Origin of the sequence: Clostridium sp. 2218st1_F5_2218SCRN_220325, from assembly GCF_039062665.1 — a bacterium.
Taxonomy (GTDB): Bacteria; Bacillota; Clostridia; order Peptostreptococcales; family Peptostreptococcaceae; genus Intestinibacter.
Genome location: NZ_JBCLNH010000003.1, coordinates 54,988 through 78,524 on the forward strand (window position 1 = coordinate 54,988; position 23,537 = coordinate 78,524).

A 23,537-nucleotide genomic window follows, 5' to 3' on the forward strand; every position below is an offset into this window, starting at 1 on the left:
CGACATAAAAATAGCTATCAATAGGTTTAAACCTTTTGATAGCTATTAATTAATTCATATATTATTTATAGTATAACTTATTTCCCAACTATTTCATTGTACTGTTTTTCATTTTCTGGAACTTTTATTTCTCCAGATTTTATTTTATCAGCTTGTTCGTTAACATAGTCAAGTATGTCTTTAGAAACATGATCTTTTGTTGAATCTGATAATCCAACACCACCACTTGCAAGTGTATTAACTATAACTTGTCCACCTTGGTAGTTTCCATCTAATATTTCACCTACTAAGTTAACTATTGATACGTTTATATTTTTTACTGTTGATGATATTACATTTTCTGGAGCTAAAGGATTTTGATCTATATCAACACCTATAGCCATTTTTTTGTTTTCTTTAGCTGCTTCTATAGCACCTGTTCCAGCTGCACCTGCTGCTGTATATATTACATCAACACCGTCTTTGTGCATTTGGTTAGCTATTGATTTTGCTAATGCTGCATCGCTGAAGCTGTTTGCATATCTTACAGATATTTCACAATCTGGATTTGCAGCTTTAACTCCTGCTCTAAATCCATATTCGAATTTATCTAATGTAGCACTTTTCATTCCACCTATGAATGCAACTTTATTAGTTTCAGTCTTTTTAGCTGCTATTAATCCAGCTAAGTAAGCTGCTGTATTATCTTCATATATTAATGAAGTTACATTTTCTGGTTGTTTGTCATAAGCATGGTCTATTATTGCAAATTGTACATCTGGATAGTTTTTAGATGCTTCTTCTATTGCACCTGCTATTTTATATCCAACACCAATTATTAAATCTAAATCTTCTTCTACAAATGTTTCTATGTTTGGTGTATAGTCAGCTTCTTGACTAGACTCTACATATTTAACTTGTACTTTATCTTTTCCGTATTTTTCTTGAGCTTGTTGTAACCCTTCCCAAGTAGATTGGTTAAATGATTCGTCGTTCACTCCACCAGTATCAGATATCATACCTATTTTGTATACATCTTCACTATTGTCTGTTTTATTTCCGCTACATCCAACTAATAATGAACTCATCATTACCGCTGCAAGCCCTACTGCAAATAATTTTTTTAATTGCATAATGTCCTCCTACAAAACTGTCTCATTTTTGTTATTTTTATTTTGTGCAGATTTCGACTATTTATAAGTCATATTATTTTTTTAATAATATTTTAATTAGTATACATTATATGTCGAAATCACGCGAAATATATCCACTTACATTATCCTATTTTCTTTCAAAAAAATCAATCTTTTTTTTTCATTTTTTTCTTTTTGTTCGTCTTTTTTTTCAAAATTACTTTTTATTCACAAATTATTGTATAAATTCATTTATTTATTATTTGTATATATAGAAACTTTATCACTATAAATAGACATAAAAATTCGAATAAAAAATGAGTCATAAAACTGTATATATTATGACTCATTTTTATTTATATGTACTTTAAATATCTCTAAATACAACTATTTTTTAAAACTTAATACTCCTAAAACACCAGGACCTGAGTGAGACCCTATACAAGAGCCAACTTTAAATGTTCCTATTTGGTCAGGATTGTATTTTTCTTTTAAGGCTTCAACCATCTTATCTTTTTCTTTTTCATTATCCATATATCCTACATACATAATGCTAGTATCGATATCTCCGCCTGTTAATTCATCTGTAACTTCAATTAGTTTGTTTATAACATTTTTCTTACCTCTTACTTGTCCTAATTGAGTAACTAATCCATCTTTTACCTCACATATAGGTTTTACATTTAATAAATTTCCTACTATAGCTTTTGTAGAAGATATTCTACCACCTTTTTGAAGGTGATTTAAAGAATCTATAGAAAATACTAAACAATATTTTTCTTTTATTATATTAAGTTCAGAAATTATTTCATCAATACTCTTACCTTCTTCTAATAATTGTGCTGCTCTTAGTACAAACATACCTGCTCCGAAAGTAAGGTTGCTCGCGTCGTATAAATGTATATCCCCTTCTGTATCATTTTTAGCCATTACAGCACTTTGATAACTACCTGTAGCATTAGCTGATGATGCTATGTAGAAAATAGTTCTACCTTCAGCTACATATTTATCAAATGCAGTTTTAAATTGGCCATATGTTACTTGTGAAGTTTTTGGGTATTTTTTATTTTTTAATAATTCATAGAATTCATCTAAGTTAAAATCTATTCCATCTTTATATTCTTTATCTTCTAATATTACAGTTAGCGGTAAAACTTCTATATCATATTTTTCTATTTGTTCTTTAGTTAAGTCCGCCATGCTGTCACAAATTAATTTAATTTTGCCCATAGTTAAACTACTCCTTCATCATAAAATTGTTATCTCATGCCTGGATATCCAATTTGTCTCATAGCTTCATATACTACTATAGCTACACAATTTGATAGGTTTAGAGATCTAGCCTTTTCTATATTTAGCATAGGTATTCTAATACAAGTATCCATATTAGCTTCTACTAGAGGCTTTGGTAACCCTTTTGTTTCTTTCCCAAACACTAAAAAGCATCCATCTTCATATTCCATTTCTGAATGAGTTTTTTCTGCTTTAGTTGTTGAATAATAATATTTTGCATCTGGATATTTTTCTTGTAACTCATCAAAGCTATCATAATATTTTATTTCTGAAATATCCCAATAATCCAGTCCACATCTTTTTAAATATTTATCTTCTAATGAAAAACCTAATGGTCTAATTAAGTGCAAAATTGCACCTGTATTTGCACAAGTTCTTATTATATTTCCAGTATTTTGAGGTATTTCTGGTTCTACTAATACAACGTTTATTGACATGTTTTCCTCCTTATACTATTCACAATTGCTAATTATTTTAATAATTTATTTAATTATAACTCTATAATAAATCTAAATTATATTATATCAAAAAACTTATTATTTAAAAAATAGATTTAAATAAATATAACTTATTTAAACATTATTTTGTTACCTCATTTTGAACTTCTTTTGTTCCTTTCAAAATTATTTCATCACAAGGTGGATAATAACTTTTATTTATCAGTTCTTTTTTCAAAATTTCACCATTTGATTTATATATGCGAAAAGTATTTACAGTATATCCTAATCTTCCAGGTTGTTCAACTACTTTTACATCTTTTCGTAATTTAGAATTATTTTTATATATTTTTTTATTTGTGATTGTTTCAATCACTTCTGTATCAATCTCTATATCGCTTTTATCGTCACTACTCCCATATATATTAGATACAATTTTATTTGATAAAATTGTATTGTGTACTATTATTGGAGTATTGTATTTATTTTTAAAAACAAAATCTATAGCCCCCTCACATACAGTAGCATCTCGTCCTTTATTGACATAAGGGCTTGGTATAGAGTGGTTTGTTATTTCTACTATATCCATACCTGCATATAATGCGGCGTTATAGATTGTCGTTGAAACTTGGCATATTCCACCACCAACTCCTTTATCTGGTTTTCCATTTAAGATAATAGGAGCCTCTCTTAATTGATTATATACATTTTTTTCTCTTAATTCATTATTAAAAGAAAATTTTTCATTAGTATTTATAATTACATTGCTTGTAGCTTGTGTTGCAACACTAATATTATTTACTCTATTTATATTTTTAGGATTAAAGTACGTTTCATAACTCCCTAATAATGTGTCTATTTTTGATAGTTGTTTAGAAGTATATTTAGGCTTTAAAACTGTTATTGGTATTTCAGAGTCTTTAGAGTTTAAGTTATCAATTTTATAGATTATTATACTTTTTAATTGTTGTTTATTTATATTTTGACCATAACTCCCTTTGGTAACAGCTACTTTGTCATTTATGACTTCTGCAGTTGCATTTACAGGTGAGATATAAAATTGTTCATTAAGTTGTTTTATTAATTCGTCTATTTTTGAAATATTATAATAAGAAACGATTGGTATTATTTCTTTATTTCCTCGTTTTAAGCTAACTTTTGTTTTTATATTTGTTATTATATCCTTGTCTCTACCTACATTATACGCATTCTGAGCTAATTGTGGGATTTTATAGTCTAAATCAAATGTATTTTTATCTATTTTTATTTTTTTATCATTATAAATTAAATTAAAATATCTATTTTCTTCTATATATAAGTTTACCTTTTTTGTAGCCTCTTCAATAGTTAAGTCTGATACATCTATTTCTCCAATGTATACATTCTTTGATATTTTTCCTTCTAAGTCAAATGCATAAATTATACTATTATTTAGTAGCATAAAAATAATTACTAACATCATTAAAAGTTTATTTTTTTTCAACGCTGTCATCCCTTCCTGTAGTAATTAATCATTTCTTTGAGTGCTATTATAATAATTACATTCCTCTCTTATTGGACATAAATCACATTCTGGCTTTCTTGCTTTACACATTCTTCTTCCGTGGAATATAAATAAATGGTGAGAATGTGACCATCTATTTTTTGGAATAACTTCCATTAGTGCAAATTCTGTTTTTTCTGCTGTTTTCTCGTTTACTATCCCTATTCTGTTTGTTACTCTAAATACATGAGTATCAACTGCTATAGCATCTTGGTTAAAAGCATTACTTAAAACTACATCTGCTGTTTTTCTTCCTACACCAGGAAGTGTAGTTAATTCTTTTAAAGTTTGTGGTACTTCACCTTCAAAGTTTTCGCAAATCATTCTAGAAGTTTCTTTTATTTTTTTTGATTTACTTTTATAAAGTCCACAACTTCTGATTTCTTCTCCTATTTCTTCTTCTGTTAATTGTGCAAATTGTTCTGGTGTGTTATATTTTGCGAATAATTTCTCTGTTACTTTATTAACTCTTACATCTGTGCATTGAGCTGATAATATAGTTGCTACTAAAAGCTCAAATGGCGTTTCATAATTTAGTTCACATTGTGCATCTGGGTATAATTTTTCTAATTCATCTAGTATTTTATTTATATCTTTCATTTTTTTGTCCCCCTCGTTTAGTAAATTCATATTTTATCATTTTATCTTTAAATTTATTATCTTTAAATTTAATTAATATATTACAAAACATTTTATTTATATTTTTCCTTTTACAACAAAAAAAATCAATTTTGGACATAGTAATATTCTCAAAATTGACTTTTTAATATTTTCAATTTTATTTAAAGATTTAAGTAAGATTATTTTGTTTTATATTCACTATATTTTCTCAATTTTTCTATAGATAATTCTTTTATTAGTTTAAATTTTTCATCTGTTAAAATTTCCATTGCCTCTTCGATTCTATTTACTTTATAAATATGGAATTTTTTATTTTTTATAGCCTCTTCCACTTCACTACAAAGCACTAAATTGTCTTCGTTTTTTGCTGGAATTATTACACCTTGATCACCTGTTAGTCCTTTATGTTTGCAGCAGTAATAAAATCCTTCTACTTTTTTAGGAATTCCACCCACTACTTGAATTTGACCTTTTTGATTTATAGAGCCTGTAACAGCAATATTTTGTTTAATTCCTATATTACTTAATGATGATAATAAAGCATATAATTCCGCAGATGAGGCACTATCTCCATCTACACCGCCATAATTTTGTTCAAAACAAATATATGCATTTAGCGATAATGGAAACTCTTGTGCAAAATTTTCTGCTAAATATCCTTCTAGTATTAATACCCCTTTATTATGGATAGAACCACTCATTTTGGCTTCTCTTTCTATATTTACAATGCCCTTACTTCCACAGGCTGTCGAAACAGTTATTCGTGAAGGTTTGCCAAATGTGTGTTCACCAGTACTTAAAACAGATAATCCATTAATTACGCCTACTTGTTTCCCTTTTATGTCGATTAATGTATTTTCTCTTTTATATGATTCATCTATTTTTTCTTCAATTTTATCAATTCTATATTTTTTTGATTGTATAGCCTTTTCTATATGTCTCTTTTCTATATATTTTGAATTATCCATTTGTGCATATAGATTTCCTTCATTTATCATTTCCATTATTTTATTAAAATTAGTAGATAATTTCTTTTTATCCTCTACCATTCTCATACTTTGATTAATTACTTGTGTAACAGCGTCATAAGATAAGTGTTTATAGTTATTTTTTTTACATTGATATGATATAAAACCACTTATTGCATCTTCATTTTCTTCTGTTTTATTCATCTCATCATCAAAATCCACAAATACTTTAAAGTATTTCATAAATTCTGGGTCGTAATTATATATAAGATTATATAAATATCTACTTCCTATAAGTATTATTTTTAAGTCAGTTGGAATAGGCATTGGATTTATAAAACCTTGCCCTTCTATATCTATTTGTCTAGTTTTTAATGTCTTTTTGAGCAATTCCCATGTATTTGCATATCTTAAAAGTTGATCTACATATAAAACTAAGTATCCTCCATTAGCTTTATGAAATGCACCTGGAATTATCTTTGTAAAGTCTGTTTTTAGATTTCCATTTTGATATTCATATTCTACTTTTCCAAATAAATTACTTGGTCTTGGGTCATTTTCAACAACAACTTTCTTAAACTCTGAATTATCTACAAATAAGTTTACTTCGTATTTTAATGTATAGTTTTTATCATATTTATCTTTTAAATCATCTTCATCTAAATAGAAAAGATATATATATTCTAATATATTTTCTTCTAATTCATCTAAATAATCTAATACTTTTTTATTATCACTATATTTTTCTCTGGCAGCTTCTATATATGGTACTACTACTAATTTGCCGATTTGGTTCTCTGTTTCAATAACGACTTGTTTTACTCTTTCTTCTAATGCTTTTAATTTATATAAGACTTGTATAGCCATTTCTTCAAGCTCTTTTTTAGTCTGACAAAATTCTTCTGCTGATATTTCTTCTTCATAATTATCATCTATAGGCATAAATATAAAGCCTGAAGAGCTACTCTTAAGCTTAAATCCTTTTTCTCTACCATAATTTCTTACACTTTTTAATAGTTTTTCTTTTTCAAACTCATACGTCTGTAATAATTTATTTTTTGTAAGTTCATACTCCTCATTTTCAAATGCTTCGTTAATTTCTTCTGTTAAGCTTTCAATTAAATCCTCCATGTATTCTTTAAATTCCATACCTTTCCCTGCTGGAAAGTCAATAGCAACTGGACATCTTCCGTCTTTAAAATTATATACATAACACCAGTCCTTTATTTTGCTCTCATCAATTTGCTGGGATTGGATTTCATTTATAACATAAGTAATTCTTCCACTTCCACAATCTCCTGAAACATATATATTATAAGCTGGATTATTCATTTGTAGCCCTAATTGCATTGCGCTTACAGCTCTTTCTTGACCAATAATACCATCATAAGGTTCAACTTCAGAAGTATTTTTAAATTTTTTCATAGCCCTCTCCCCTCAATACAACATTTTTTCATCTTATCTAATTATATGTTTGAGGGATATTATTAATTATGAATATTTACTTTATTTATCAAAATTTTAAAAATTTATTTTGTTTTCTTCATAAATTATATCTAAATTTCGCTTAATAAGTTTTCTTCCTCTCCAACTAAATGCCTTATTATTATATCTTCGTTTAAATTCTTTATTAGATATTTCATTAATTTCATCTATATCTATTTTTGTCATTAAATTCTCTTTAAATTGAGGGAAGTTTGTAACTTCTATATTTTTATTGTGTGGACATATATCCTGACATATATCACATCCAAAAACTTTTTTATTTTTTCTTAATGCATCTTCTTCTTGTTCAGATAACTCTTCTTTTTTTTGGGTAATGTATGAAAGGCATTTTCTTGGATCTATTTCAAAATTTCCTAAAAGAGCATTTCCTGGACAGGCTTTAACGCACTTATTGCATTTTAAACAAGTTTTATCTAGCGGTATATCTTTTTCAAAATCATAATTGTTCACTATGTATGCAATAAATACATAAGAGCCATACTTATCTGTTATTATGTTGTTATTTATTCCAAAATACCCTATTCCACTTAAATATGCTAAATATCTATCAACCAAAGGACCATTATCTGCAAATATTTCATATTTAAATTCAGGGATTTCATTTTCAATTTGTAGACATACCTCATTTAATATTTGTTTTGTTACAATATGATAATCTTCACCATAGCAATATTTAGATAGATTTGTATCTTCATATTCTCCTGCATAATATGGAAATGCACATACTATTATTGATTTTGCATCTTCCATTATTAACTTTGGATTTGTTCTTTTTTCTATATCTTCCTCTTCCATCCCAGTTAAATATTGCTTTTCGTTTCTATCTATCAAAATTTTTTTCAATTCAGTATATGGGCCAACTGGTGCAATTCCTACAGTATCTATTCCCAAGTTGTTACAAATTTCTATTAATCTATTTTTATCCATAAAATTTCCTTTCGTAAATTGCATTTTAGTTTTATAATAACTAAAGGTAAGGGAGTGATAATTTGATAAAACTAACAATCCCAGGTCGACCTATTAGTAAATCTAATTTTAAACTTACTAATATTCATGGTCAAGCCTGGATGCCAGCAAAAGGAAAACATTCTAAATATTTAGCGTATGAAAACATGATTGCGGGATATATAAACCAACAATATCAGGGTGAACAAATAGAAGAAGATTTAATAACTGTTTTAAAACTTTATTTCCCAAATAAAAGAATGGGTGATTTACACAATTATCCTAAGAGTATATGTGATGGAATTGAGAAAAGTGGAATAATAAAAAATGATAAACAACTTAAACCTGTTTTATTATTTAACTATATAGATAAAGAAGATCCTAGAGTTGAAATATTTCTTTATCCTGCCTCAAAATATGATGTTTCTTATACAATAACTGAAAAATAAACAATAAAAATAGATTGCAGTCTAACATATTGTTGATGCAATCTATTTTATTTATATTTATTTTTCTAAAGTATCAACTACTTTTTTTAACATATCTATTATTGGTAATTCGTATGGACATTTCTTTTGACAGGCACCACATTCAATACAATTACTCGCCCTTTCATTTTCAGCAAGTCCTCTATATCTATCTACTGCCCAATCTTTTAAATTATATCTATTATAATATCCTTCTAATAAAAAGTTTTGAGGTATATTTATACCTTTTGGACATGGAAGACAATACTCACATCTCCTACAGAAATTAGTTCCTAATTCTGATTTAATTTTAGCAATCTTTTTATTATCTTCTTCTGTTAACTCATAATTTTGTAATACATCAGTATTTTCTATAACTTGTTGTGGACTATCCATACCAGGTATTGCAACATCAATATATTCTCTTGATAATAAATATTTCATAGCTAATGTTCCATCATCTATCGCCCCACCTGCTAATGGTTTCATAACTATTGTTCCAACACCTTTTTCATATGCTCTTTTAAACACTTCATCAGCTTGATTCTCAACTATATTGTATGGGAATTGTATAGTTTCAAATTTATCACTTTCTACAGCTTTTTCAACAGTTTCTAAACCATGACTAGTTATTCCAATGTGTTTTATTTTTCCCTGTTCTTTTGCTTCTAACAAAGCTCTATATGCTTTATCTTCACCAAATAAAGTATCATATTCTGCTGGTTTTACATTATGCATCTGATATAAATCTATATAATCAGTTTGAAGATTTTTTAAACTGATTTCTATATCTCTCTTCATAGATTCATAATCTCTTGACATTGATTTAGTTGCTATGTAGAATTTTTCTCTTCTTCCTTTTAGTGCATTTCCTAAATACTCTTCACTAACCGTATATCCCCTTGCCGTATCGATAAAATTAACTCCACACTTTTCTAGTTCATCAATTACTTTGTTTGTATCTTCTTGGCTTATTCGTTGTATAGGAATTCCTCCAAATCCAACTCGTTTTATCTTCATCCCTGTCTTCCCAAAATCTCTCATAAACAAATTTCCTTTCTAAAATACACCTTATTAATATATTTTTTAATAAAACCATAATTAAAATGCTAGTATAAACATTACTATGATTTTTAAATTAACTAAAAAAAGTACCAACATAGTTGATACTTATTCTGCAATTTCATTATCAAGATCTGTAGGTATTGCTACCATCATTAGATCATGTTTTTTCACTTCGTCATTTTCTTTTCTATTTGCTAAAATTTCTGAAACCTTATCATTAATCGTATTTTTTAATTCAATAATTTCAGAATCTGATAATTTTATATCTCTGTATTCTAAAACACTATCTAATTTTAATGGCCCTTGTTCAACAGCATTATAAAAATGCTCTATTGTATCTTCAAAATCAGAAATAGATACAGCCCCATCTTTACTTGCAGGATCTAGAGTATAATCAATTATTTTTCTACTCATAACAACATTATTAGCTGTTGGGTAGTAATATTTTTCAACTATACCAGATTTTATTTTTTCCTCAACCAATTCTAATATTCCTACATTGTATAATGTTTTAATATGATAGTTTATCTTAGCATGTGGTTCGTCTAACATCTCTGATAATTGCTTTGCCGATAATGGTTCTTTATCAAAAGCATTCAGTATGTCTATTCTTCTTGGGTGTGCAATAGCTTTAACACACTCTAGGTCTCGCAATACTAACAAATCCTTCATTTTTCTTACCCCCAAAAAAGTCACTTAACTTACTTAATATAAAAATAATTATATATTAAATATATATAATTGTCAAAAAAACCTAATACATATATTGGCAATGTATTCATGTATTCTTTTCATTTTTTACCAACAATTTAAGTTCAGATTTCAAATTGTTTGAATAATCTAAACATTAGATATTACTATAGTACATGATTTGAATCTAAATTTCAACTCAAATACTTAGTGTATAAAAAATATTTTTTCTATATCAAATTTATTATAAAAAAATAAGAATCAAATTTTATTATAATTGATTCTTACTTTTTATTTGTTTTATATATTTTTATAAACTTAGTGTACGATTTTACTTCCACCAATAAATTCTCTAATTATTGCTGTTGGTGGTATATCAGATAAGTCATCTAATTCCACAAAGTATTGTAGCAATTTTAGAAGTCTCTTTGCTTCGATATATGCCTCACTTGTTTTATCAATTTGTTCCAATAATGGTTTTGCGTATGCTTTTAATAATGATAATTCATATACACAAGCAGTATTAAACATTACATCAGCTTGCTCTTGATAAGGGAAGATATTTTTTTCTTCTCCTCGTCTTACAGATGGCCATCCCTTTATAGTCATCTCAGCAGTATGACCTCTAAATTGATTGTCCCTAACTATTCTTCTGATTAATCTTAAATCAGTAGTTGGTATTCTATTGTGGTCATCTAAATTTAATTGAGTCAATGCACTTAAATAAATTTTGAATTTTTCATTATCAGGTATTGATGCTGTTAACATTGGATTTAAACCATGTATACCTTCCAATATTATCGGCTGATTTTCATCTATTTGTAGAATTTCGCCTGGTTCACTTTTTCCTGTTATAAAGTTATATCTAGGAAGTTGAACTTCTTTTCCTTCTAATAAATCATTTAAATCTTTATTGAATCTTTTTAAATCTATCGCACGTATAGATTCATAATCTAAATGTCCAAACTCATCTAATGGAGTTTTATCTCTATCTATAAAATAATTATCTAATGAGATAGATATAGGATTTAGGTTATTAACTTTTAGATGAATAGATAACCTTGTCGCAAAACTTGTTTTTCCTGATGAAGACGGTGCTGCAATCAAAATTATTCTTTTGTTTTCTTCGTTTATTATATCAGCAATCTGTCCAATCTTTTTCTCATGTAATGCTTCTACAATTCTTATTATCTCGCCATATTTTCCTGATTCTATTATTTTATTTAGAGTTAATACCTTGTCTACACCCATTAAATCTGACCAACGCTCTGCTTCTTTATAAATACTTGCAAGCTTTGGTTGTGGTATAAACTTTTTAGGGATGTGTTTATCATCTTCGCTAGCAGCCATTAATATTACTCCATTTTTATATTTGAATAAATCATAACTTTTTATATATCCGGTTGAAGGCATAAGATATCCATAAAAATGATCAATATAGTTATTACATTTATATATTTTTACAGTATCTCCATCTTTATACTTGATTAATTCGGCCTTTTCATTCAAACCAACAGATTCAAATATTTTTATTGCCTCTTCTTTGCTATATACAGTTTTATTTATTTCATAATCATTAGATATTATTTTATCCATTTTTTCTTTAATATTTGCTATGTCGTCTTTAGTAATAGCTCTATCAAGATGTATCTCACAATAAACTCCATTAGATAATGAATGTTCTATTACTACTCTACTATCTTTAAACAGACATTTACACGCCATAATAAAGACAAGATTCAACGTTCTAGTATATACTCTAAGTCCATCTGGATTTTTAGTATCTAAGAATTGTATATCACTATCTTCTTTAATATAAGTATTCAATTCCTTTAATTCATTATTTACTACAGCTAGTGATATATAACCTGAATAATCTTGTTCTACATCTTTCGCTATATCAGATAGTTTAATTCCTTGTTCATTATTTTTTACAGTGTATGTTTTTACATTTCCATTAATATTTAAATTAATCATAGTTGTACCCCTCTTCTAAGAAAATCTATTTAAATATTATAAATTAAAATATGTTTCCCCTTTTATTTATTTTATTATTGGTTATATATATTTGTACCTAATTAATCTTTAAAAATATATTAAATAAACTATTTAATTAGACTAATATCATTGAAAGGATATAGTCTAACTAAAACTTTTCCTTCTACATCATTTACATCAACTAGTCCAACTTGTTCGTATCTACTATCTAAACTAACTTCTCTGTTATCTCCTAATACAAAGAGTTTTCCTTCGGGAACTACTATATCTACATCTCCAGTAGTATCCATACCTTCGCTTAAATAAGTTTCATCAAGTAACTTATCGTTTAAATAAACTTTGCCGTCTTTAATTACAACTTTGTCTCCTGCAACACCAATTATTCTTTTTACTAAATCTTTGGTTGTGCCATCATTTTTTTCTAAGTCAGATTTAAAAACTATAACATCTCCATTTTTAGGTTCCCCTATTTTATATCCAATTTTATTTATTATAAGATAGTCATTTTCGTGAAGAGTTGGAAGCATTGAATCTCCACTAACTAGTGTTGGTTTTATGAATAAAGTTATTACAAATGCTAATACAATAGCTAGTCCAAAAACTTTTACCCATTCAATTATGCTGTTTTTTACACTTTGTGTTTGATTTACTTCTTTCTTTCCCATTATATTCTCTCCTCTCTGCACTAATTAGATTGAAATATATATTATATTCAATAAAAATGGTTATTTTCCTTTATTTGACCATTTAGGTTTATAGTAATTACTTAGTGCAATAAACTGTTAATATAAATTTTTAATAATTTATTCTTAATCCTTTTGGGTAATGATTTTTTAGTACACCGTTAGATTCTTTTCCCCATCCAATAGGAATTTCTTCTACAGTTACAACTACCCATCCACGACTTTCCCCTGTATTTATTACATTTCCTCTTAGGTAATCAAATATAGTTTCATCATTTAAAGATATATTTTCTGTATGTTTTATTTGTTCTGTTTTTAAATAATGTGATAATGCATGTGATGGTTCAAATCTATTTTTCTTTAATACTCCTAGGTGTAAACCATATCTTAATACTTTAAGTTTATCTACATTTGGACATTCATCAGGTAATAAGTATAAGTTGTCCCCTCTTAACATAAATTTGTTGTCTACATTTATATTAAGATGTTTTTTCTCAAAGTTTCTGTATTCTTTTATCTCATTATTTAATTTTTTTATTTTCATTTCTTTGACTCTACAGTCTTCATCATCTAATTTTTGAATTTTAGCTACAAAGTGACCTTCACCTTTTACTTTATGAGGCCATAATCTTTCCATTTCTATTAATACTGCGCCCTCATGTTCTGCTATAAATTCTTCTATAACATCTTCATTTTCTTCTCTTGAGAATGTGCATGTTGAGTAAACAAGTGTTCCGCCTTTTTTAAGCATTTTATATCCATCTCTTATAATTTCTTTTTGGATAGATTGACACTCTAAAACTTTGCTATAAGTCCAGTCTTCTATTGCAACTGGATCTTTTCTAAACATTCCTTCTCCAGAACAAGGTGCATCTATTACTATTTTATCAAAATAACCTGTAAATACTTTTCTAAGGTGAGCTGAATCGGTATTTGTTATTATACAATTTCTAGCACCAAATCTCTCAAGATTTTCACCTAATGCCTTAATTCTTATAGGATTTATTTCGTTTGAGACTAAAAGTCCTGTATCGTCTAATTTAGATAATATATATGTTGATTTTCCTCCTGGTGCTGCACACATATCTAGTACTTTATCACCTTTTTGTATATCTAATTTAGGCACTACACTCATTGCAGATGGCTCTTGAAGATAATAAGCTCCTGCCTCATGAAGTGGATTTTTACCTGGTTTACACTCTGTTTCATCATAGTAAAACCCTTCATTTGTCCAAGGAATTTGATCTAACTTAAATAAATTTAATTCCTCAAACTTATCCTTTGTCATTTTCATTGTATTTAATCTAATACCTGTTGTCTTTTTTTCATTATAACTATTTATAAATTGTTCATACTCATCTTCTAGTATTACTTTTACATCTTCTAAAAATCTTTCTGGTAAACTAATCAAAATTTTTTCCTCTCTGTCATATTTATTTCTTTCCATGTTTTAGTCTATCAAAAAATCTCTTTTTTGAATATAACATATATTTATTAAATTTATTTAAATTAATTGTTGCTAAAATTATAATATATATTATAAAAACTATAATAATCCATTTATACTGTATCATCAATATAAAATCAAAAGTACCATGAAGTAATATAGGTATTAAAAAAGCTAGAATTAAGTTCTGTCTTTTTTTAGCTATATTTTTTTCAAATTTATATTTTGAAATATAATATCCCATGGTAATTGCAAACATAATATGAGCTGGCATTGATATTATAGCTCTAATAAATGCTACTTGAAATATCATTTTAGAATCATAATTAATATGAATTAAATTTTCGACAGTTGCAAATCCTAGTGATAAAAAAACAGAATACATTATTCCATCTAATTTTTCATCATATGAATCTTCTTTTTTTGAAAAAATATAAAGTACTAAACCTTTTAATATTTCTTCCGTACATCCTGCTATTACAAATGCAGTATATATCAAATTTGTATCATCCTCAAATATATTTCTATCTATCAAAAATTTTTCGATTATTATTGCAAAAAAGCTAAGAATTATACCTAGAATAAAATATTTTAAAAGTATAGAAATATTTTCCCTGTTATATTTATCTTTATAATAAACCCATAATATAAAGCTAATTATCGGTAGAAATGTAATAAAAAAAGCCAACATATAAAAATATCTTTTCTCCTCTCTTTTATTCTGTTATTGCTCTTATAAAATATCTTTTCACAAAAGACTAGCTCTATTCATAAAATAAATAATAGAATTATCAATAATTTTTTACTTTTTCTCAACAGTTATTATTAAATTGCATATAGTTAATAATAATACAATTTTAGTATGTAACTTGGTAGGTACTAAAATTATATTATGTGTTATAAAAGAAAAGAAGGTGATTAAATGCAAGACGGTTTCTTAACAATAAGCGTTGTAGATTCAACGACTAATGCGCCGATACAAGATGTTACTATAAATATTTATGGACAAAATGCAGATGGTTCAACATCTTCTGCTATATATCAAAACTTAAAAACTAATGAGTCTGGTCAAATTGTAAATATTCCTTTATCTGCACCAGATGTTGATTATTCATTAGATCCAACTTCTACTACAAAGCCTTATGCTGACTATATAGTCGAAGCTATAAAAGATGGATATGAAACAATAATTATAGATGGTACACAACTTTTGCCTATAGTAACTGCTAGACAACCTATTCCGATGACACCAAAACAAAGAAGTAGACGATCTTATAGAAGACAAAATGAAATCACTTATGATATAGGACCACATACTTTATGGGGAGATTATCCACCAAAAATACCTGAAGACAGCTTAAAACCAATTCCTGCACCAACAGGATTTGTTGTATTAGATAATCCAGTTGTTCCAGAATTTATAGTTGTTCATGACGGATTGCCATCTGACTCTTCCGCTGAAAATTACTGGGTTCCATTTAAGACTTATATAAAAAATGTAGCCTCCTCCGAAATATATCCAACATGGCCTGAACAAACAATTTATGCAAATGTAATAGCAATTATATCATTTACTTTAAATAGAGTTTTTACAGAGTGGTATAGAAACCAAGGATACGACTTCACAATTACATCTACTACTAATTATGACCACAAGTATATTCATAACAGAAATATTTTTGATGAAATATCAGTTGTAGTAGATACAGTTTTTAATACATTTATAAAAAGACCTCCTACAGCAAGACAGCCACTTTTAGCACAATATTGTGATGGTCAAAAAACACAATGTCCTGACCAAATGACTCAATGGGGAAGTAAGAGTTTAGGTGATCAAGGATATAATTATGAGGAGATTCTTAAATATTTTTATGGAGATAATATATTGTTTGCAGAAGCACAAATTGTATCTGGAGTTCCAGTTTCTTTTCTTGGAGCAACATTAGAAATTGGTTCTAAAGGAACTCCTGTTAGAACTATCCAAAATCAATTAAACGCAATATCTAACTCTTACCCAGCTATCCCAAAGGTCGCTGAAGATGGAATATATGGTCCGTCTACTGCTGAAGCAGTTAGAACATTCCAAAAGATATTCGGATTACCACAAACTGGTGTAGTAGACTTTAAAACTTGGTATGAAATTTCTAGAGTTTATGTTGCAGTTACAAAAATTGCTTCATTACATCCTATAATCTAAAAATAAAAGTATCTTGGCACATTATATATAGCTAAGATACTTTTTTATATAAAATATTAAACTGTGGTAGCTTTAGAACTATAAAAAATTATTTCTTTGTATTTAGGAATTAGCAAGGTATTTATAAGCTCTTTTTTTATAATAAATTCTGGCACACCTGCTACATAAGGAGCTATTTCATATAAATCAAAAAATATAACAATTGAATCATCCTTTATATAAAATTTTTGATTATTTTTTATTTTATTGAAAGCATATAATTGTGTGCTATCTTCAGGAAGGCCTTGCTCTTTATTTAAAGTTTTTATCTGAGATTTTATTTTATCATTTATAACTTGCTCATAATTTGAATTTTGAGTAAAAATATCATTTAATACAAATGTATTTCCAGATGTTAAATCTATATTGTATGGTACATATTCATAAATTCCATGTGCTCCACCGCTATATTTATAATATTTAATAAGTATACTCAATATATCGTCATTACTTTTTTTAACTTCATAATCAGAGCTTACAATAAATTTATTTTCTGCTTCGGGAAAATCATCAAAAAAAGATTGTGCTTCTTTGTATGAGTTATTATAAAAACTCATTATATCTGTTTCAAATTTTTTATTTAGATTATTTTCAATACTCTTATTTCCCATAGTTAACTGTGGTATTTTCAAGTCTGCCTTTATATATTTATTGTCTTTATTTATTAATTTTGATTGTATAGTTGTAGTTATAATATTTAATTCAAACGCCTCTTTTACCTCATCAAAATTACACATAGATATTATTAAAATTCCTATAATTAAAATTATGATTGCTGTTGATTTTTTCATAAAAAAACTCCTCCTCTATTTATTTATAGAGTGAGGAGTTTTTTTTATTTTATTCCTTAAATATATTATCGGTACTAATTTCAAATTCATCTACTTTTTTGCTATAGAACCAGTCCACTATTCCTAAAAGAATTGACAAGTACATATTTATACCAAATACTGCTCCCATTGAACCATATAAGTATAGTTTAATGAAGAAGTCACCAGCAAATGCTTTAAATAGCATATGAATTTCTCTTGGGTCCATAATTTCTACTTGTTCTGTAGTTATTTCTTTAAGTTTAAGTGCTTTCATAGCATCAACAGTAAATCCAATACCTGTAGTAAGTAATGCATCTACTATGCATTTTACAATGTAATCTTTTGTATCTTTATTAATAAATTTAAATTCACTTTCTATACAGTTAAATACTATTTTATCTACTATATATTGATTATTTTCATTGAAATCTAAGTCATTAAATAGTTTATCTAAATATGATTCTATCTCTGAAAGTAAAATATTTTGTTCTAATAAATTATTTAATTTCATACCTACTATGTTATTTTCATAAGCTGTTTTAATAGATTTTAATATTAATTCTTTAGATTCAATATTTTTATTTAATTTTTCTAGTATAGATTTAATCGTAAATTCTAGAGTTTCATCTATATCTATTATATTCGATAGTTTTTCATCTAATATTTTTACTGTTATATTTTGATTAATATAATCATTTATAAATTTATTTATATTCTCTATGTTATTGTTATAATTATCATTTACTAGGCTTAAAGTTTGAGCAATTTCTCCCTCAAACACTTTGTATAGATTTTCTATATTTTCTATATTTGTGTCTTTAAATATATCTGATAATTTTATTTCTTTCGCTTTATCAATTGTAACTAAAGCTAAGTCATCAACATTGTTAAATATTATTTCATTTTGTTTTATGTCTTCAGCAAGTGTACTTGCTATTAATTTTGTATTTACATCTTCTGCTACAAAGCCAACATGTTGTATTGTAGTTGGGTATATAGCTGATTTTAGACATATAGAAGTTGTTTTTATTGTAGAATACATAGTATCGTTTATAAAGTCTTCTAATTTTGTCTCTATGATGTTTATAACAACAAGACTTACAAGTCTATCTCCATTCATAAAGTCATAAGCCATTTTTACGAAGAAATTAAGTTGTTTTCTCACCATATTAATAACCATATTAACGACTTGTTCTTTGTTTTCTTGGGCATAATTATTTACTTTTCCTAATAAATCCGCTGTTATTGAGTATAAATTTTTATCTAAAGTTATTCTTATACTTCCACCAAAAAGCTCACCAATTGTTTTCTCTTCATGAAGTTCACTTTGTAATAATTCATCTATTGATTTTTCTAATAATGTTGGTAAATTTATAACTATATAATTATTTAAATCTTTATCAACCATTGATTCTAATTTAGATAATTTTTCACTTCCAATAACATCATAAAGTGTTTTTGATTTAAAATCATTATAAATTCCTTCATTATTTAAAATTAATGATTTTACTAACTCTTCTTTAAGTATTTTATCTACAGAAGTTTTTATACTATTGTCTATAGCTTCATTTACTCCATTATTTATAGATTGAACTACTGCTTCTGGCAATAAGTTATTTATTGTTTTTTGTCTATCAATTTTTTCTTGTGCAAATTTTATTACTGCATCATCTAATTTATCTAAATTTGATAAGAAGTTTTCTGATACACTAATAGCCTTTTTCTTAGTTAATACTTCATCTAAAGTTACATTTTCTGCTGTATTAGATAAAGCTTGGGCAATTTTTGTTTTGTTTTGTTTGCATTTATCTATAATAAATTGATATAAGAATTTGCTTATTTGATTTTTCTTTTCACTAGCTATATCTACTAACATTTTAAAATTGTTTTTAGATACAAAGTTAAAGATACTTTGTGAAAATTTATCTTTTTTGATATTAAATAAACTTTCTACCCTCTTACCTTTTAAAAGTTCATTATCTATAAAGTATGCCATACCATTTGCAAAGCCTTCTTTGTGCGCAGGTATATACCCTTGTGAAAATACTCTAAATAGAGGTATTTTTGCAACAAATTTATTTTTTTCATATGGGTGGAATATCATCCATAATGCGATTACATTTGTAAGTATTCCTACTAATCCCATAAGAACACACGCCATTATTGTAGTTTGATATCTGTTATAGAAACCTAGATTATTTATTGTTCCATTTATTCCAAATGCAAATATTAACCCTGCTACAGTTCCTAATAAAGCTCCAAAATAAGATAATGGTTTAAGCTGTTTACCCATAAAACTTTGTGCTATATTACAAATTTCATCTTCATCTAATTTTATTAAGTTGTTGTAGATTACTCTTTTTACGTTATTATCTATTACTTTTTCTACATTATTAACAAGACCTTTATGAAGTTTTTGACTTAATGATAAACTAAATCCTTCTTTATCTTTAATTAAGCCTAAAACATCTTTTACTTCTTTATTTTTTAATTGTTCTATAACTGTTTTTTCTAAATCATTAAATTTATTACATGCTAATAAAATTATCGATTCTTTATTTTCTATTATTATATTTTCAAAGTCTATATTATCTAAAGATGAAGATACTATTTTTTCTATATATAATTTGCATATTTTTTTGTTATTACCTAGATATTTTGCAATTAATTTAGGTAATTTTTCAGATAGTACTCTAACTTTTTCTTTTGAAATTAAATTTTCTATTTTATTAGATAATACCTTATTAGTTTTTTCTTCTACTAAATTTGATACTATTTTTTCTATATTATCTTTTTTAGATTTAATAAAGTTATAAATTAAAGGTGTAATGCTTGATTTAAATATTTTGTCTAAATCTAGATTTACAAAATTTGATATTGTCTTATCTTTATAGTTAAATACTATCTTTTTAGTTAAGACATTTCCTTTATCATTAAATAAATTTAATAACTTTTCACAAATATCATCATCACTTAAATTTAATTTATCTTCTAATAGTTCAACTATATGTCCGATACTTGTTTCATCAAAGAATTTTGATATAGCTAAGTATATTTTTTGGCTATCTTCAGGTGATAAGTCATAATTATCAACCATATTTGCAGCTCTATCAACAATTTTCAATGTTTGAGAGATTGTCGATAACATACTTCCAAATTTGTCTACTATACCTCTGAATGATGGATCTTCTGCATCATTCACAGTTTCATTAACTGATGTATTTATTATAAAGTCTATCTTTTCTTTATTTTCATATAACCAGTTTGATATATGTGGAGCGATATCTGGAATAATAAATCTAATATAACTTACTATTGAATTTGCTAATTCTTCTGGAAGTATTTCAAATAAAGTTACATCCATATCTTTAGCTATAGCCAATAATTCAGATACAATTTGTTTTACTTTATCTCTATTTGTATCTTCGTTTATTAATTCTTTTATATTTTCAAATAGTAGATTGCTTATATTGTTTAAGCCTTCTTCTCCAGCTATATCTTCTAAAGTTTTTTGATTTAAATTCTCTTCTAATTTAGATATTACAGATTTTAAGTCTAATAGAGCATATATTTTTTCTATTAATTCTAAACATTTTTCTTTATCATCAATTATATTTTCAATAGACTGATTTATAATTGTTGTTATTCCTTGAATTAACTTTATTTTAGCTCCTTCACTTAAAAAATCTGCTAAAACTTCATTTTTATTTTCATCATATACACATGATAAAAATTCTTCTAATTTTTCATCTGTTTCTAGTACTTCTATGATTAATTTTACTATTTTTTCACTTATATTATCTAACTGATCTTTTTGAATTAATTTCTTTATGTCTATTTTATTAGACATATTATCTATTAATTTTGGTAATTCTTCTTGTAAATTTTGTTCAATAAATGTTACACATTGTTGTGAACTAGAACTTATTTTAGGAATGTCTTTTAACTTTACACCATCAAAGACATCATTTAATGAATTAGTAACAAAATCAATACATGCTGCATCGATAACATTTGAAAAGTCTTTGCTTTCAATAGACCCAATCAAAGTTTCTGAGTTTACGATATCTCTTTCTACTAATTCACTTACTTCTTCTATAAATTTCACTTTATTTTTTTTAACTGCTCCTCCAATTTTTAAAGGAGTATACTCTTTAAAAATCATGTTAACCGCATATTTATTAGTTATATATCCTGCAACAGCCCCAGAAAAGCCCTGCATCAATATAAAAACAATATCCTGTACATTTGCCATTTTTATCACCTATTCACTATTATTTATAATTAAATTGCATAAATTTCCTTAAACAAGTATATAATAAAATTTCCTATTAAACAAGAAAGTTACAGTTAAATTATTTGGTTTTAAACTATATTAATATGCTAAAAAATCTATATTAACAATATATTAGACATATTCTCTCTTTAATATGAATTATATCAATAAAAATTTGTTTTTAACCGTATAAAAATGCCTTTTTAATATAAAAATCAAAAAGGCATAGTTTATTAATTAAGTTTAATTTATTCTATAGTTGAAATTACATTATAAAGTGCGCATACTGCATATGGAAAAATATCTTCATTAAAATCAAATTTGCCATTATGAAGTGGATAATTTTCTTCATTTTCTTTTTCTGCAAAGAATACCATCCTCACGCCAGGCACTAATCTAAAATAATAAGCTGCATTATCTCCTGCTAAAAATGGCTTTTCTCCTAAAACAAACTTGTCTCCAAATACTTCTTTTCCAACTTTGCTACCCATTTTTACTAAATCAGGATTGTTGATTAATGCAGGAAGGTGTGAAGTTAATGTTGCTTTAATTGTTGCTTTTGTTTCTTCTTCAATTTCTTTCATTCTGTCTTGAAGGTATGTTAAAACATATTCAAGATTTTCTTCGCAAAATGTTCTAATAGTTCCTTCTAGTTTCACATTTTCAGCCATTATGTTATTTTTTACTCCACCATTTATAATTCCCATTCCAAGTACAAACTGTATTTTTTCTTTTAAATCTTCATTTATTTTGTCTATAGCGTCTATGACTTTTGCAGCTACAGATATTGCATTTATCCCTTTTTCTGGCTCACCCCAGTGTGATGATTTTCCTATTATCTCAATACTGACTCTTCCTAGGGTTGCGGTGGAAACTCCCTTTTGAATCTCCATTCCTATAGGTGCCGAATTTGCATAATGGAAAATCACCATCTTATCTACAGTTGGATTTTCTAGTACTTTTTCTTTTATAAGTTTTTTAGCCCCTCTTCCAACTTCTTCTGCTGGCTCAAAAATAAATTTGACATTGCATTTTAATTCATCTTTATGCTCATAAAGCAGTTTTGTCACACCTAATGCAGTAGCTACAATTCCATCATGGCTACATGCATGCATAACTCCTTTATTTTTAGATTTAAATTCTAAATTTGTTTCTTCTTCTATTGGCAATGCATCCATTTCTGCTCTCAATCCAACAGTTTGAAATTCTGGATTATTCATAAGCATTGATACTACTCCTGTATCTCCAATAAAGTTTGCTTCTAATCCTATTTCTTCTAAACATTTTTTTATATATTTGGATGTTTCGTATTCATGCTCACTAATTTCTGGATACATATGTATATGTCTTCTGATTTTAATTACTTCAGGAATTACTCTTTTTATATCTTCACTATCTATAAACATCAATATTCCTCTCTTTCACAAATATACTATAT

The 23,537-nt window shown here is 26.6% G+C and carries 18 protein-coding genes; 2 read left to right on the forward strand and 16 right to left on the reverse strand.

Features of this window, described 5'->3' with window-relative positions; all coding sequences use genetic code 11:
* Window positions 1–77 precede the first annotated feature (77 nt).
* The 7 genes from ABCM86_RS02845 to queG form a co-directional block, all read right to left on the reverse strand.
* Window positions 78–1,112, reverse strand: a complete 1,035-nt coding sequence (locus tag ABCM86_RS02845; RefSeq protein ID WP_195931003.1) for a BMP family ABC transporter substrate-binding protein — start codon at window positions 1,110–1,112, stop codon at window positions 78–80.
* 387 nt (window positions 1,113–1,499) lie between these two features.
* Complete coding sequence (locus ABCM86_RS02850) at window positions 1,500–2,342, reverse strand: DegV family protein (RefSeq protein ID WP_195931768.1); 843 nt, start codon at window positions 2,340–2,342, stop codon at window positions 1,500–1,502.
* 29 nt (window positions 2,343–2,371) lie between these two features.
* Complete coding sequence (gene trmL / locus ABCM86_RS02855; RefSeq protein ID WP_343003446.1) at window positions 2,372–2,842, reverse strand: tRNA (uridine(34)/cytosine(34)/5-carboxymethylaminomethyluridine(34)-2'-O)-methyltransferase TrmL; 471 nt, start codon at window positions 2,840–2,842, stop codon at window positions 2,372–2,374.
* Between the two features lie 142 nt (window positions 2,843–2,984).
* Window positions 2,985–4,325, reverse strand: coding sequence for a VanW family protein (locus tag ABCM86_RS02860; protein ID WP_195931766.1), 1,341 nt, complete (start codon window positions 4,323–4,325; stop codon window positions 2,985–2,987).
* A 24-nt stretch (window positions 4,326–4,349) separates the two neighbouring features.
* The gene (gene nth, locus ABCM86_RS02865) at window positions 4,350–4,985 is read right to left on the reverse strand and encodes an endonuclease III (RefSeq protein WP_295572732.1); all 636 of its coding nucleotides are present in this window, start codon (window positions 4,983–4,985) and stop codon (window positions 4,350–4,352) included.
* Between the two features lie 200 nt (window positions 4,986–5,185).
* A complete protein-coding gene (locus tag ABCM86_RS02870; protein WP_295572734.1) occupies window positions 5,186–7,399 on the reverse strand; it encodes an ATP-binding protein in 2,214 nt (737 codons plus the stop codon).
* A 96-nt stretch (window positions 7,400–7,495) separates the two neighbouring features.
* Complete coding sequence (gene queG, locus ABCM86_RS02875) at window positions 7,496–8,407, reverse strand: tRNA epoxyqueuosine(34) reductase QueG (protein ID WP_295572736.1); 912 nt, start codon at window positions 8,405–8,407, stop codon at window positions 7,496–7,498.
* A gap of 62 nt (window positions 8,408–8,469) precedes the next feature.
* Here queG and ABCM86_RS02880 point away from each other — a divergent pair, with 62 nt between their 5' ends.
* A complete protein-coding gene (locus ABCM86_RS02880; RefSeq protein WP_295572739.1) occupies window positions 8,470–8,874 on the forward strand; it encodes a RusA family crossover junction endodeoxyribonuclease in 405 nt (134 codons plus the stop codon).
* Between the two features lie 57 nt (window positions 8,875–8,931).
* Here ABCM86_RS02880 and ABCM86_RS02885 read toward each other — a convergent pair whose 3' ends face one another.
* From ABCM86_RS02885 to ABCM86_RS02910, 6 genes are all read right to left on the reverse strand, one after another.
* Window positions 8,932–9,936 (reverse strand): aldo/keto reductase, encoded by a 1,005-nt coding sequence (locus ABCM86_RS02885; protein ID WP_295572742.1) that lies wholly within the window; start codon window positions 9,934–9,936, stop codon window positions 8,932–8,934.
* 126 nt (window positions 9,937–10,062) lie between these two features.
* Window positions 10,063–10,629 carry a helix-turn-helix domain-containing protein gene (locus tag ABCM86_RS02890; RefSeq protein ID WP_295572745.1) on the reverse strand — a complete coding sequence of 189 codons (567 nt, stop codon included), beginning with the start codon at window positions 10,627–10,629 and terminating at the stop codon, window positions 10,063–10,065.
* A 336-nt stretch (window positions 10,630–10,965) separates the two neighbouring features.
* Window positions 10,966–12,624: a nucleoside kinase gene (locus ABCM86_RS02895; RefSeq protein WP_295572748.1), complete on the reverse strand. Its 1,659-nt coding sequence runs from the start codon at window positions 12,622–12,624 to the stop codon at window positions 10,966–10,968.
* A 128-nt stretch (window positions 12,625–12,752) separates the two neighbouring features.
* A complete protein-coding gene (lepB, locus tag ABCM86_RS02900) occupies window positions 12,753–13,310 on the reverse strand; it encodes a signal peptidase I (RefSeq protein ID WP_195929486.1) in 558 nt (185 codons plus the stop codon).
* Between the two features lie 130 nt (window positions 13,311–13,440).
* Window positions 13,441–14,739 (reverse strand): RsmF rRNA methyltransferase first C-terminal domain-containing protein, encoded by a 1,299-nt coding sequence (locus ABCM86_RS02905; protein WP_195929485.1) that lies wholly within the window; start codon window positions 14,737–14,739, stop codon window positions 13,441–13,443.
* A 22-nt stretch (window positions 14,740–14,761) separates the two neighbouring features.
* Window positions 14,762–15,466 carry a PrsW family glutamic-type intramembrane protease gene (locus ABCM86_RS02910; RefSeq protein ID WP_295572753.1) on the reverse strand — a complete coding sequence of 235 codons (705 nt, stop codon included), beginning with the start codon at window positions 15,464–15,466 and terminating at the stop codon, window positions 14,762–14,764.
* Between the two features lie 231 nt (window positions 15,467–15,697).
* Between ABCM86_RS02910 and sleC the strand changes: the two genes are divergently transcribed.
* Window positions 15,698–16,972, forward strand: coding sequence for a spore cortex-lytic germination protein SleC (gene sleC, locus ABCM86_RS02915; protein ID WP_195929483.1), 1,275 nt, complete (start codon window positions 15,698–15,700; stop codon window positions 16,970–16,972).
* Between the two features lie 56 nt (window positions 16,973–17,028).
* Here the strand turns inward: sleC and ABCM86_RS02920 are convergent, their stop codons facing one another.
* The 3 genes from ABCM86_RS02920 to ABCM86_RS02930 form a co-directional block, all read right to left on the reverse strand.
* Window positions 17,029–17,802 carry a DUF3298 and DUF4163 domain-containing protein gene (locus ABCM86_RS02920; protein WP_295572758.1) on the reverse strand — a complete coding sequence of 258 codons (774 nt, stop codon included), beginning with the start codon at window positions 17,800–17,802 and terminating at the stop codon, window positions 17,029–17,031.
* A 49-nt stretch (window positions 17,803–17,851) separates the two neighbouring features.
* Window positions 17,852–22,078, reverse strand: a complete 4,227-nt coding sequence (locus ABCM86_RS02925; protein WP_343003447.1) for a DUF445 family protein — start codon at window positions 22,076–22,078, stop codon at window positions 17,852–17,854.
* A 269-nt stretch (window positions 22,079–22,347) separates the two neighbouring features.
* Window positions 22,348–23,505, reverse strand: coding sequence for a M20 family metallopeptidase (locus tag ABCM86_RS02930; RefSeq protein WP_195929480.1), 1,158 nt, complete (start codon window positions 23,503–23,505; stop codon window positions 22,348–22,350).
* Between the last annotated feature and the right edge of the window lie 32 nt (window positions 23,506–23,537).